Annotated in this window: 8 protein-coding genes and 1 CRISPR repeat array; all 8 genes read left to right on the top strand. The window is 69.1% G+C overall.

The window, feature by feature from the left end:
• Positions 1-575: 575 nt before the first annotated feature.
• Positions 576-3,777: direct repeats of the CRISPR family, unit length 29 nt; unit sequence CGGAACACCCCCGCGTCGGCGGGGAGGAC.
• A gap of 187 nt (positions 3,778-3,964) precedes the next feature.
• The 8 genes from cas3 to cas2e all read left to right on the top strand — a co-directional run bounded on the left by cas3 (position 3,965) and on the right by cas2e (position 13,613).
• Entirely contained in the window at positions 3,965-6,808 is a 2,844-nt protein-coding gene (gene cas3, locus AB0E62_RS39195; RefSeq protein WP_362205661.1) for a CRISPR-associated helicase Cas3', read from the top strand.
• A gap of 616 nt (positions 6,809-7,424) precedes the next feature.
• On the top strand, positions 7,425-9,014 hold the full coding sequence (casA, locus tag AB0E62_RS39190; protein WP_362205658.1) for a type I-E CRISPR-associated protein Cse1/CasA: 1,590 nt from the start codon (positions 7,425-7,427) through the stop codon (positions 9,012-9,014).
• Positions 9,015-9,178: 164 nt separating this feature from the next.
• Entirely contained in the window at positions 9,179-9,721 is a 543-nt protein-coding gene (gene casB / locus AB0E62_RS39185; RefSeq protein WP_362205655.1) for a type I-E CRISPR-associated protein Cse2/CasB, read from the top strand.
• The gene (cas7e, locus tag AB0E62_RS39180) at positions 9,718-10,845 is read left to right on the top strand and encodes a type I-E CRISPR-associated protein Cas7/Cse4/CasC (RefSeq protein WP_362205652.1); all 1,128 of its coding nucleotides are present in this window, start codon (positions 9,718-9,720) and stop codon (positions 10,843-10,845) included. Before casB ends, cas7e begins: the two co-directional genes overlap by 4 nt.
• Entirely contained in the window at positions 10,842-11,636 is a 795-nt protein-coding gene (cas5e, locus tag AB0E62_RS39175) for a type I-E CRISPR-associated protein Cas5/CasD (protein WP_362205649.1), read from the top strand. The genes cas7e and cas5e overlap by 4 nt, the downstream gene beginning before the upstream one ends.
• Entirely contained in the window at positions 11,633-12,283 is a 651-nt protein-coding gene (cas6e, locus tag AB0E62_RS39170; RefSeq protein WP_362205646.1) for a type I-E CRISPR-associated protein Cas6/Cse3/CasE, read from the top strand. The genes cas5e and cas6e overlap by 4 nt, the downstream gene beginning before the upstream one ends.
• Before the next feature lie 56 nt (positions 12,284-12,339).
• Positions 12,340-13,293: a type I-E CRISPR-associated endonuclease Cas1e gene (gene cas1e, locus AB0E62_RS39165; protein ID WP_362205664.1), complete on the top strand. Its 954-nt coding sequence runs from the start codon at positions 12,340-12,342 to the stop codon at positions 13,291-13,293.
• On the top strand, positions 13,293-13,613 hold the full coding sequence (gene cas2e / locus AB0E62_RS39160; protein ID WP_362205643.1) for a type I-E CRISPR-associated endoribonuclease Cas2e: 321 nt from the start codon (positions 13,293-13,295) through the stop codon (positions 13,611-13,613). The genes cas1e and cas2e overlap by 1 nt, the downstream gene beginning before the upstream one ends.
• Positions 13,614-13,702 lie beyond the last annotated feature (89 nt).

The following is a 13,702-nucleotide window of genomic DNA, read 5'->3' as shown; positions in this document are numbered from 1 at the left end:
ACCCTGACGACACGACCAGGGCACTCGGCGGCCAACAACATGGGGGGTCAGTTTTCAGAGACTCGCCGGGGGTCAGATTTCAGAGAGCGTTGACACGCGTGGATCACGCGAGAGGATGACACCCCAGGTGCAGGGCGGAGGCAGTTTCACACGGCTCACTGATGAGGCCAGGCCAAGAGTGAATCACCATTGGTCGTTCGTGTGATCGTCTTTGTGACAACGGGCTTCCCTTTTGTTTCGCCGGCGGCGCCCGCCGGGGGACCTACGCGACTTCGTCGTGAAGTTGTCCGGTTAGGGGCGCGGACCTGCGGTGATTCCACCGTGCCCTCTGCTGACCAGGGGAGTTGTGTCTTTCAGCGTCTTTCACGGGCGTGCCGTCTTGCGTGGTCGATTCTCCCCACGCGCTCCCCGGCGACGCGGATACTCCCCAGGGAATCCGTCGCCGAGACCAGTTCCCAGTGACAGCGTGTTCCCGGCCCATCAATACGGTGGACACGCTGAGTGACTGATGCGGGCTGGCCGTCTGGGGCAGCCAATGTGGTCTGGTGTCGCCCTGCGTGGTGGCCATTCCACGGCGGAACACCTCCGGGTCGGCGTGGAGGACACCGTCCCGCTCGCAGACGGGGCGACGATCCTCGGAACACCCCCGCGTCGGCGGGAAGGACGAGATCCGGCGCCGCAGCGTGGAGTCCAACGGCGGAACACCCCCGCGTCGGCGGGGAGGACGGCAGCGCCAGCGCCGCGGTCGCCGCCTACGACGGAACACCCCCGCGTCGGCGGGGAGGACACCAGCAGCACACTGATCGCGGACATCGAGTTCGGAACACCCCCGCGTCGGCGGGGAGGACGCTCCATCAGGCCACCGCCTTCCAGTACTGCACGGAACACCCCCGCGTCGGCGGGGAGGACGCGATGTACCGGGCCAGTGCCGCCTGCCCGGCCGGAACACCCCCGCGTCGGCGGGGAGGACTCGAACACCGGCTCGTCCCGGTCGTCGTCATGCGGAACACCCCCGCGTCGGCGGGGAGGACTGGTCGGGATGGACCAGGGCTACGTGTCCCGGCGGAACACCCCCGCGTCGGCGGGGAGGACGCTTTCCGCCAGGGTCACCATGATTGCGCGCTCTGGAACACCCCCGCGTCGGCGGGGAGGACATCACCATCAGCATCGCCAAGGACCGGCTCGTCGGAACACCCCCGCGTCGGCGGGGAGGACCACGGAGACTCCAGCACCTGGAGCAGCGCCGACGGAACACCCCCGCGTCGGCGGGGAGGACGTGAAGGCCGGCTACGACAAGTCCGAGCGCACCGGAACACCCCCGCGTCGGCGGGGAGGACGACGCCTCGATGGGTGCGGCGGCCGAGTCGAGCGGAACACCCCCGCGTCGGCGGGGAGGACGCATCGATGTCCTTCAGGACTTGGCGGACGCTCGGAACACCCCCGCGTCGGCGGGGAGGACAACGGGCGGTTGCTGCTCCACCAGTCCCGGCACGGAACACCCCCGCGTCGGCGGGGAGGACCTTCTCGAAGTCCGTGCCCAGCAGCTCATCACCGGAACACCCCCGCGTCGGCGGGGAGGACGTGATGATGGAGACGGGCGCCCCCGTGGCCGTCGGAACACCCCCGCGTCGGCGGGGAGGACGCGTCCCGACGCTTCTTCCGGAAACTCCCGTCCGGAACACCCCCGCGTCGGCGGGGAGGACGCGTCGATGTAGAAGTGGAACGTCCAGCCCGCCGGAACACCCCCGCGTCGGCGGGGAGGACGTGCTGAACATCGCGGCCGGCGCCTGGTCCGCCGGAACACCCCCGCGTCGGTGGGGAGGACCCGTTCATGCCACGGCAGGAGTTCGTAGAGAGCGGAACACCCCCGCGTCGGCGGGGAGGACACGGTGGCCCTTACGCGGACCCGCGTACCGGGCGGAACACCCCCGCGTCGGCGGGGAGGACCGTGGCCTGAAGTCCTGGGGCGGTCCCGAGTACGGAACACCCCCGCGTCGGCGGGGAGGACGCGCACGACGGACTCGGCGCCGCCATCATCGGCGGAACACCCCCGCGTCGGCGGGGAGGACGCGCACGACGGACTCGGCGCCGCCATCATCGGCGGAACACCCCCGCGTCGGCGGGGAGGACGCCCCGCCCTGGTACCTCGGGCGCCTCGCTGGCGGAACACCCCCGCGTCGGCGGGGAGGACCCAGATCTCCGGGTCTCGACTACGCGGGTGGGCGGAACACCCCCGCGTCGGCGGGGAGGACGCCTCCTGGAACCTCATCACCTGCAACAACGCCGGAACACCCCCGCGTCGGCGGGGAGGACCAAGGAGGAGCGGACGGCGGTTTCATCGCCGCCGGAACACCCCCGCGTCGGCGGGGAGGACTGCCGCGATCAAGATCCCGGGTGACGCGAGTGCGGAACACCCCCGCGTCGGCGGGGAGGACCCCTCATGACCAGCGGCGCCCGCGCGGGGTGGCGGAACACCCCCGCGTCGGCGGGGAGGACGTGGCGAAGACGGCGGGTCGGTGCTGCATGTTCGGAACACCCCCGCGTCGGCGGGGAGGACCTCAGTCCGCTCAGTCATGGCGCCCATCATCGCGGAACACCCCCGCGTCGGCGGGGAGGACTATCTGCGGTAACTCCGCAGGCGATTTGCCGACGGAACACCCCCGCGTCGGCGGGGAGGACGGGGGCAAGTTGTAGAGCAACCCCGGAGGCAACGGAACACCCCCGCGTCGGCGGGGAGGACGAGATCGCCATGACGCACGACACCGCCACCACCGGAACACCCCCGCGTCGGCGGGGAGGACAGGATGATCGCTCTCCGCCAGAAGCTCTATCGCGGAACACCCCCGCGTCGGCGGGGAGGACGTGGGCTCGTCGCCCCACTGGCCGTTCTCTGCCGGAACACCCCCGCGTCGGCGGGGAGGACTAGGGCGCGGGCCCCGTCTCGGCCGGGTCGGGCGGAACACCCCCGCGTCGGCGGGGAGGACATCCCAATTGCCGGGTCGGCTACGGACCGGACCGGAACACCCCCGCGTCGGCGGGGAGGACCCGACGATCGCCGAGTGCGCGGCCCTCCAGGGCGGAACACCCCCGCGTCGGCGGGGAGGACCTTGCCCAGGAGATGCCGGCGCATTTCATCGCCGGAACACCCCCGCGTCGGCGGGGAGGACGCGGGCTACACCCCGCGCGGCAACGGCACCGGCGGAACACCCCCGCGTCGGCGGGGAGGACGCGGGCTACACCCCGCGCGGCAACGGCACCGGCGGAACACCCCCGCGTCGGCGGGGAGGACGCGGGCTACAGCCCGCGCGGCAACGGGTCGGGCGGAACACCCCCGCGTCGGCGGGGAGGACAGCAGCGCCGAGATGGCGATGGCACCGAAATTCGGAACACCCCCGCGTCGGCGGGGAGGACCTCGCCGGCAGCTTCTTTGCGGTCTTCTCTGCCGGAACACCCCCGCGTCGGCGGGGAGGACGTGCGGGCCTGCATCTCGCCTGCTGCTGTGGCCGGAACACCCCCGCGTCGGCGGGGAGGACCGGGCAACCGCAGCGTCCCTCGCTCTCCGCGCCGGAACACCCCCGCGTCGGCGGGGAGGACTTCCGGTGGATCGCCGACCCCAAGGCGCCCACCGGAACACCCCCGCGTCGGCGGGGAGGACTCGGCCGAGAAGCCGGCGGCGGACATCTGTGCCGGAACACCCCCGCGTCGGCGGGGAGGACGCGGGGGTTGCCGAACTCGCTCATGCCGCCGCCGGAACACCCCCGCGTCGGCGGGGAGGACCCTTTCTGACCTGGCACTTAAAGGGGGCTTTGCCTGTTCTTTGCTTTTCGGGGGGCGCCGTGTCGGGGCGGGTAGGGATGCATGTTGTCAGCCTACCGAGGCGGGGGACGGTAGGGCTGTCAGTGAGGGGTGGTTGAATGCCGGCTTCAGTGCTGGGACGGCATCTGCTGGCTGGGGTGAGAAGGCGATGATGGCGAAGAAGTGGGATCCGCCGGATGAGACGGCGTGGGGGAAGTCGAGGGGCTTAGGTCCAGGGCTGCGGCCGTATCCGTTGATTCGGCACCTGTTGGATGCTGCCGCGATGGCGCTGCACCTGTGGGATGCCTACCTGTCCGAAAACCAGCGGGTGAGGATTGCCGACGGGATGGGGTTGGCGGGTGATTTGGAGCGTGCGAGAAATGTCGTGGGGCTGTGTGCTGGTCTGCATGACATCGGGAAGCTGTCAGGTTTCCAGTTCTGTTCCTGGCACGGTAGCCAGTACCTCAGCGCTGAGCTGGGCGGCAGCCGCAGGGAGATGACCGCAGACCGGTTCGGACATGACGTGGCCGGTCTGCAGGTCGTACAGGAGGTGCTGGCGGAGCTGGGCTTCGCCACTGATGCAGAGTTGAAGGTCGCAGAGCGGCTGGCCGAGATCGTCGGTGGTCATCATGGGCGCTATCACCGTCTTGAGGACGGTGTCGCTCCGGCGTTTCTCGGCGGGTCCGCCTGGGTGCGGCAGCGGACTGCGCATGCAGTTGCGGTGCACGAGTTGCTGGGGGCGCCGGAAGCTCCGGGTGTGTTCAAGGCGTCGGCCGCAGTGCTTGTGACGGGTGTGGTCATTCTTGCGGACTGGCTGGTCAGCCAGGAGGACTACCTCCGAGGGCGGCAGCAGAGGCTTGAGCCGGCGCTGACGGATCATTTCGAGCGCTCACTGAAGGATGCGCCGGGTCTGCTGGCCGGGGCCGGGCTGGCCCGGGTGCGGTTGCAGCGCAAGGGGTTCGCGGAGGCGTACGGAATTCAGGGTGCGCCGAATCCACTCCAGCTGTCCGTGATGGAGGAGATGCGGAAGGCAGTGGGTGAGGGTCGTCGTGGCGGCATCGTCCTCGTCACCGCCGCTCCGGGGGATGGAAAGAGTGAGACGGCTCTGGAGGCCGAACGCGTTCTGTCAGAGCGCTTCGGTACGCAGGGGTACGCGTTTTTGCTGCCGACGATGGCCACCAGCGACCAGATGTACGGGCGGGTTGCGAAGGCGTTGCTGCGCCAGGCGGGCGAGAACGCCGGGCTGACGCTGGTCCACAGTATGGCCTGGCTGAACAGCGCCTACGCTGACGACGACTTGGAAACGCAGTCCGTCCTTACCTGTGACGGTGACGAGGTGGGAGAAAGCGGCCTGCGGGCGGAGGCCGATATGCGGCCGCAGCGGTGGCTGCGCGGGTCCAAGCGTCCGTTGCTCGCACAGTTTTCGGTCGGCACGGTCGACCAGGCCCTGATGGCGGTGCTGCCGGTGCGGCACAACGCGCTGCGGTTGCTGGCGCTGTCGGGGAAGACGTTCATCGTCGATGAGGCCCACGCCTATGACCCGTACATGCAGGTGCTGTTGGGCCGGTTGCTGAACTGGCTCGGGGCGTACGGCGTCCCGGTCGTTCTGTTGTCGGCGACGTTGCCCGCGTCTGTCAGCGACCGGCTGATCAAGGAGTATCTGCAGGGCGCCGGCCACAAGAAGCGCGACCTGAGCAGGCGCTCGTTCAACGCACCCTATCCCGGATGGCTGTATGTGGATGGGGAGAGCGGCCGGGAGACGTCGATCTCGTGTGCCCGCCGGCATGAGCAGGCGCGCGCCCGGAGCATGGAACTCGACATCGCGGTGGAACCGGTCCTCCACGGCCGTGGCGGTGGCGCCCAGGTACGCCTGGCGGTGCTGGAGCGGGTGCTGAAGCCAGTGAGTGAAAAGGAGGGCGGCACCGCCCTGGTGGTGTGCAACACCGTAGGGGATGCACAGGACACCTACCTGCAGCTGCGTCAGCGGTTCGACCAGCGCTCCCACGAGGAGGGTGGGACCGTGCAACTGCTGCACGCCCGTTTCCCCGGCGACGTGCGCGAGGCCCGTACCCGGGAGGTCACCGAGGGGCTGGGCCGCAAAGGCCCGCGTCCGGTGCGCCGCATCGTCGTCGCCACCCAGGTCGTCGAGCAGTCTCTTGATCTCGATGCGGACATCGTCATCAGCGATCTCGCACCGCTGTCCTTGCTGTTGCAGAGGGCAGGACGGTGCTGGCGGCACGAGAACCACTGGACCGCGCACGGCTATCCCGGTGGCCGTGGCCGGCCGGCCTGGGCGAGCGGGCCGCGTCTTGTAGTGCTCGACCCGATCGCGGGCGGCGGGAAGACGCCGGAGCAGTGGGGTGAGGTGTATTCCGAGCATCTCCTCGCCACCACCTCCCGGGCCATCGCCGGGATCGAGGGCGGCACCATCTCTATCCCAGGGGACGTGCAGGAACTGGTCGAAGCTGTTCACGGTGACAACCCGGACTTCGACTGGAACAGTCCGGGCGCCAGCGAGGTGAAAGCCTGGGCGGTGCACAAGGGCAAGGAGACGGCGGAGCGCAGCATGGCCGGTCTTCTCGCCATTCCGCGTGCGCGCAGCGTTTCCGCGTTGCACGACCTGCACGACCTGCCCGGTGAAGAGGACGAGTGGGAGGTGTCCACCAGACTCGGCGCCGACTCGGTGCGCCTGCTGTGCGCCTACGCCCAGGAGGACGGCCGGGTCACCCTGGATGCGGGAGGTGAGCTACTGCTGCCTCAGGCCACCTCGGACGGCAAGATGCCGGTCTCGTCCGTACGGGAAGTGATGCGGCGCACGATTCCGGTCCGCGCCGACTGGCTCAAGGAAGCGGATCCCGGCAGTGTCACCCCGCCGGAGTCGTGGGCGGAGCATCCGATGCTTGGAGAACTGCGGGTTCTTCGCCAGCCCGTGGAAGGCGGCAGCGTGCGGCCGGTAAAGGCCGGTGCCAAGCTGCTGTGGCTGGACAAGGACCTCGGACTGGTCCGTAAGTGACCCGGGTTCAGACGGGCACCCCCACATCGGCGGGGAAGGCGTGAGGCTGGCGTCAACCTCCCTGCCCCTCGACTGAAACACCCCCGCCTCGGCAGGGAGGTGGCCTCCGGAGTACCGAGGGCCACCTCCGTGGAGGTTACCGGGCAAGGCGGCGGTGCGCCTCAGCGGCTCCGAGCAACAGGGCGCTACACGATCCGACCGTCACCGGGTCCGGACGCATGCCGATCACGATCACGATGACGGCGACTACGAGAACCCACGGTCCTGCGGCAGCCCACGGGGCGGGAAGGGACGGCTGCATGGGCGCTCCTCAAGTTCGGGCTGGCCAAGTCCCTTACCGGACCGGCGTGGGCAGGGCTGTAGTCCACTCCGACGGGCACGGGCAAGTCGATCTTCACCCTCCCGCTCCCTCCGAAACTCCCTCACCCTCCCTGTCCTTCAACCTTCTGAAAAGGGCTACACGTGCGGGCCGGATGCGCTCTACTGGTGCTGTTCCTGGCGGGAAACGGATCCGTTGTCAGTGGCGGCTGTTTCAATGTCGGGACGCTGAGCGCAGGTCCGCTCGCGTCCTTTGTCACGCCGGCAAGGAGGAGCAGGGGCATTGGAGGAGATGGCCATGAGCGGGGGATTCGACCTGAGAGTCGAGCCGTGGATTCCTGTGCGTCTGTTGAACGGAAAACCTGACCGCTTAGGCTTGTGCGATTTGTTCAAGCGGGCTCACGAGATCGGTGACCTGGAGGTCCCGGTGCCGCCGGCGGCGGCGGGCTTGCTGCGGATTCTCGCGCCGATCGTGGCGAGGATCGCCGCTGATGACGGTGACCGGCTCGACGACCCGGACGTTGCGGAGGACATCGGCGACTGGTTCTCTCTGCGAGAGCGCGTATTGAAGGCCGTACAGTTCGATCCGGACGCGGTGGACGCCTACTTCGGCCGGGAGGACTTGGCGGGCCGGTTCGACCTGTTCCATCCCGCACGGCCCTTCCTTCAGGACCCTCGGCTGCGCGTGGAGTGCGTCGACCCGAAGGGGGAACCGAACCCGTCCGGCGTGAACAAGCTCGTGATGGGCCGCCCCACGGGAGTCAACGGCGCCGTGCTGTTCGGCCACTTCACCGACACCGCGCCCGTTCCGGTACCGGCCGCCGAGGCCACCTGGCATCTGATCGCGCAGCTGTACTACGGGCCGTCGGGTCAGTGCACGCCCCGCCGGATCACCGACGAGCGGACCGGCAGCGGTGACGCGGCCCCACTGCGCAAGTCCATCTCCTACTTCCCCTGGGGCCCCGACCTGTTCACCACACTGGTGCTGGCCGTGCCGAGCCCACAGGACGACCTGGACTGGGAGGCGCAGGACGCATGCCCGTGGGAGGAGGATCTCACCGCTCCCCTGGGACCTTTGCCGCCGGTCACGTGGCCGGGACGGATGCTGACCGGCCGGTTCCGTCATGCCGCGCTGCTGGTGCCGTCCGAGGACGGCCGGACGGTGGTCGACGCCTACCTCACCTGGTCGACGCACGAGCCGCCGCAGAAGGTACGTGACCCGTATCAGATCCTCGACCGGCGCAAGGACGGAGATTTCCAGCCGCGGGAGGCCGACGGGGCGCGAGCACTGTGGCGGGATCTCGACTCGCTGCTGCTGAAGGACAGCCGGCAGGACGCCCGGCGGCCCCCGGCGCTTGAGCACCTGCCCAGGTCCTTGCTGTCCCGGCTGCGGGTGCGTGCCTACGGCTTTGACCAGGACGGTCAGCAGAAGGACAGTGTCTGGTTCCGGGCGACGAGTCCGCAGGTCCTGCAGTGGCAGGAAGAAAACGATGCGGAGATGGCCTATCACGTCAAGCGCTGTCACACCGCTGCGGAGAAGACCGGCGACCGGCTGGACTTCGCCGCGAGGATCGCCTGGAAACTCGCCACCGACACCAACGCGGACCCATCGCCGAAAGCTAAGATCAAACTGGACTCCCGCAAACCTGGCCCCTGGGCTTCTGCCGCGCTGACCCGGTACTGGCCGGCTGCGGAAGAAGAGTTCTGGAAGCTCACCAAGTCCGGCCACACCACGGCCCAGGTTGATAGGCCGTTCGTCGACGCGGCCTTGGCCGCGCTCGACGAGGCCATCGGTCACGCCAACCGTGCGGACATCCGGGTGGCACGCGCCCGGCACCGCGCCCGCGGCCTCCTCCTGGCACTGCTGCAGCCGTCCGCGCCCGACTGAATCCGCCCGACTACGCCCACACCGGCGACCGTCGGCGCTTCGTCACCTCACCTCATCACCCGCATCAGGGATGCCTCATGACTGATTCCGTGCCGACGGTGTCCGCACCGACGGCCTCTACACCCGACCGTGTCTCGGACCGGTTCGTCGCCTACGTACACCGTGTGTGTGAGTCGAAACAGGCCCGTGCCGCCCTGCGGCGCGGGCTCGGCCTCCCGGTGGAGCGCTGCAACTACATGCACCGGTACCTGGTGCCGTGGCTGCGCGACCACGACGACCAGCACCATGCCGATGTGCGGCGGGCGTACTACGCGGTGGCCTCACTGATCGCTGCACGTCCCCGCTCGGCCCGCGACACCACACCGGAAGACGGGACGTCCATCTCCTGGTTCGAGCGTCCCAACCTCGGGGCCTCACTCGGCCAGGCCGTCGCCAAAGGCGTCCTGAAGGAAAACTCCGCCGAAAGCGCCCTGCACCTGATGGCCCGCCAGAGCAGCGACGCCGTCCACCCGGGCCTGCCCGCCCTCGTCCGCCAGCTCCTCAGCGGCAACATCACGGTCGACTGGGCGGTCCTCCTGGTGGACCTCGCCCGGTGGAACCGCGACCGCGACCGCATCGCCACCCGCTGGCTGGAGAGCTACTTCCGTACCGCCAGCGGCACGACCGACCCCACCCACCTCAATCCCGCCGAGGAGACCGGCCGATGACTCTCTACCTGGACCTGAGCGCCCTGCAGTCGGTGCCCGCCGCCAATCTCAACCGTGACGACCTCGGCTCTCCCAAGCAGGTCCGCTACGGCAACGCTCCACGGATCAGGGTCTCCAGCCAGTCCTGGAAGCGCGTCATCCGGCTCGGCGTCGAGCAGGATCTCGGAGAGAAAGCCGCCCGCACCCGTCTGGTGCCGGCGAAGGTGCAGCGCGCACTTGAGAGCGCCGGCTGGCCCACCGAGCTGGCCACGTTCGCCGGATCGCAGGTTGCCGCGAGCGCGGGGAAGAAGGGCATCGGCACGGAATCGGCCGGCCACACCTCGGTGCTGCTGTTCCTGCCGGAAGCGGCCATCGACGAACTGGCTGCCGTCTGCGTCGAGCACCGCGAAGCCCTGGAGGCGGCGCAGCACAAGAAGAAGCCCGGCCAGGTACTGCCGCCCGAGAGGATCGAGGCGATCCTCAAGCGCCGCACCGCCTCCATCAGCCTGCTGGGCCGCATGCTCGCCGAACTCCCGGACGCCAACGTAGACGGCGCGGCCCAGGTCGCCCACGCCTTCACCACGCACGCCGCCGAGCCGCAGCGGGACTACTTCACCGCCGTCGACGACTGGCTGGGCGAGGCCGAGACCGGCAGCGGCCACCTGGACACCGCCGAGTTCAGCGCCGGAGTGTTCTACCGGTACGCCACCGTCAACGTCGCCGACCTGCTGACAAACTTGGCCGGCGACGCCAAGGCCGCCCGGACCGTACTCAGTTCCTTCGCCGAGCACTTCCTGCTCTCCCTCCCGCAGGCCAAGAAGAACAGCACCGCCCCGCACACCGTTCCGGACCTGGCCTACCTCGCCGTGCGCGAACACCGGCCGCTGTCCCTGGCCGCGGCCTTCGAAACACCCGTCACCAGCGACCGGCAAGGCGGCTTCTCCCAGCCATCCCGCCAGGCCCTGGACGCCTACGCCGGCAACATCAATCGTCTCACCGGCAACCGCAACCGCCGCTTCCACGGCCACACCGTCATCAACCCCGACGAGAAATACGCCGGGCTCGGCACCGCCCATGACTCCTTCGAGCAGCTGATCGACGCCGCCGTCGAGGCCGCCGTGCCCGCAGTGCAGGACCAGCAGTGAGCGGGCTCCTGCTGCGCCTGGCCGGTCCCCTGCAGTCCTGGGGTGAACGGTCCGCGTTCACCCCGGTCAGGGACACCGCGCCCTTCCCGACCCGCTCCGCGCTGATCGGAATGTTCGCCGCGGCCGAGGGACACAGCCGTGACCAGGCAGACCTGGACCGCTACCGGGACCTGCGGCTCACCGTGCGCGTGGACCGGCCAGGCGTCCGCCTCGTCGACTACCACACCGCCGGCGGCGGATTCCCCAAGGACCGCACCGCGGCCACCAGCGGAGGCAGCAACAAAGGCGCCGCCGTCATCACCCGCCGCCACTACCTGTCCGACGCCGTGTTCGTCGTCGCGGTCACCGCACCACAAGAGACCATCGACCGCCTGGCCACGGCACTCAGCCACCCTCACTGGGCGCCCTACCTGGGCCGCCGCTCCTGCGTCCCCGACGAGCCGTTCCTCCTGCGCCACCACGTCGACAACCCCGAGGAAGAACTGCGCACACGCGTGCCGCTTAGCCGCACCCCCCCACCGGCACAGGACGCCCACAGCCGGGAAACCGGGACGATCACCGTCGACTTCCTCCAGGAACAGCCACGGCCCACCGGCACTCCCACCGCGCCTGCACCGGTCGACACCATCGACGTGAACGACATGCCGGTCAGCTTCGCCCAGCACGGCCGCAGCCACACCGGCCGCCGCCTCTACCGCACCGTGGAAACAGTTCCCCGATCCCTCGCAGGCCCGCCCAAGACCCTGATGCAGCGCCTGATCGACTACGCCCACCGCGAGGAAAGCGCATGAACGACCACCCGGTGATCGCACGCATCCGCCTCAACCCGCACAGCCGCGACGTGCAGCGGGACCTGCGCGACGCCACCGAAATGCACCGCACCGTCATGCGGATGGCCCCCGACGACCTCGGCAACTCCCCCCGGCACCAAGCCGGGCTGCTCTACCGCCTGGACGAGACCGACACCTCCAGCGCCCTCCTCGTTCAAGCTGCCAGCCTCAACCCGTCACGCCTGCCCACCGGCTACGGCCACGCCGAAGTCAAAAGCCTCGCCCCGATGTTCACCGCCCTATGCAAAGGACTCGGCGTCCGCTACCGCATCGTCCTCAACCCCACCAAACGGGAAAGACTCTCGCTGGAGGAAAAAGGAAAACGAGGACGGATCGTTGCGCTCTCCGGCGCCGACGCCGACCAGTGGTGGCTGCGCCGGGCCGCCGAAGCCGGACTCGACATCCACGTCCTGACCCCCACCAGCATCGAGCCGTCCCGCCCCCGCAACCGAGAAGCCCACCCCATGCGACACAGTCTGCTCCGCTACGACGGCACCGCCACCGTCACAGACCCCGACGCCCTGCGAGACGCCATCCTCCACGGCATCGGACGCGGCAAACCCTACGGCGCCGGCCTGCTCACCCTCGCACCCGCGCGAAGCAAATGAGCGCGCCGCGACGCAGTGGCGACGCGCGCAGACGCCTCGCCGCCCCCACTCTGGCCATGCTCCCGCGCGTCGCGGACTCCCTGTCCTTCCTCTACCTGGACATGGTCCGCGTGGTACAGGACGACACCGGTGTGTGCGCGCAAATCAAGACCGACGAAAACCGCACCGACCTCGTCTACATCCCCACCGCCGCCCTGTCCTGCCTCCTCCTCGGCCCAGGCGTCTCCATCACCACCCCAGCACTGACCACCCTCGCCCGCCACGGCACCAGCGTCGTCTGCGTCGGAGCCGGCGGCATCCGCGCCTACGCCGGCATCCTCCCGGACTCCCTCACCACCCACTGGCTCGAACAACAGGTCGCGACGTGGGCCGACCCGGCCAAGCGCCTTGAGATCGCCGTCCGCATGTACCAAATGCGCTTTGAAGACGCTGACATCCCCGAATCCGTCAACCTGGACAAACTCCGCGGAATGGAAGGCCAGCGCATGAAAGCCTTCTACAAGATCCTCGCGCAGCAGCACGGCATCGGACGCTTCCGACGCAACTACCGCCCCGACCAATGGGGCACCCAGGACCCCGTCAACCTCGCTCTGTCCGCCGCCAACACCTGCCTGTACGGAATCGTCCACGCAGCACTCCTCGCCCTCGGACTCTCCCCGGCCCTCGGCTACGTCCACGCCGGCACACAGCACGCCTTCGTCTACGACATCGCCGACCTCTACAAAGCCGACACCACACTCCCCCTCGCATTCGCCCTCCACAACTCCGACAACCCCGAACAGGAAGCCCGCCGCCGCTTCCGCGAAGACCTCCGACTCCTGCGCCTATTGCCCCGCATCATCCGCGATGTCCAGTCCCTGCTGTCCCCATCCCACACCCACACCGCAGCAACCGACGACGACACCGACGACGAAACCTCCGAACGGCATGACGTGCGCATGGTCCACCTCTGGGACCCCAAAACCGGAGTCCTCCCAGCAGGCGTCAACTACGCCAACGGAGACCACTGATGCCTTCCATGGTCGTCATCGCCACCACCGCGGTCCCCACCCACCTACGCGGCGCCCTCAGCCGATGGACCAGCGAAGTGGTCCCCGGAATCTTCGTCGGCAGCGTCTCGGCCCGCGTCCGCGACGAACTCTGGCACAACGTCACGCAAGTTGTCGGTGACGGTGCTGCCATCCTCGTCCACCCCGCCGCCACGGAACAGGGCTACGCCATCCGCACCGCAGGATCCCGCCGCCGGACCCCCGTCGACTTCGACGGCCTCACCCTAATCCGTATGACCGCCGCACCCCAGGTCAAGAAAATGCAAACCCCCTCTTACTGATCTTTTCGTAAGTTCAGTGGGCGTGGTGGCGGTGTGGGTGGGAGGCTATCGGGGTGACTTATCGACCTTCGCCCTCTGCGGCTGGCGCC

The organism is Streptomyces sp. NPDC038707 (genome assembly GCF_040636485.1).
Classification (GTDB): Bacteria; Actinomycetota; Actinomycetes; order Streptomycetales; family Streptomycetaceae; genus Streptomyces.
This window is presented reverse-complemented; position numbering and strand designations above follow the sequence as displayed.

What these genes read in the sequence shown, in the direction of transcription:
- cas2e (WP_362205643.1), top strand. Translation starts at nt 13,293, where the DNA reads ATGCCTTCCATGGTCGTCATCGCCACCACCGCGGTCCCCACCCACCTA.
- cas1e (WP_362205664.1), top strand. Translation starts at nt 12,340, where the DNA reads ATGCTCCCGCGCGTCGCGGACTCCCTGTCCTTCCTCTACCTGGACATG.
- casA (WP_362205658.1), top strand. Translation starts at nt 7,425, where the DNA reads ATGAGCGGGGGATTCGACCTGAGAGTCGAGCCGTGGATTCCTGTGCGT.
- cas7e (WP_362205652.1), top strand. Translation starts at nt 9,718, where the DNA reads ATGACTCTCTACCTGGACCTGAGCGCCCTGCAGTCGGTGCCCGCCGCC.
- cas6e (WP_362205646.1), top strand. Translation starts at nt 11,633, where the DNA reads ATGAACGACCACCCGGTGATCGCACGCATCCGCCTCAACCCGCACAGC.
- cas3 (WP_362205661.1), top strand. Translation starts at nt 3,965, where the DNA reads ATGATGGCGAAGAAGTGGGATCCGCCGGATGAGACGGCGTGGGGGAAG.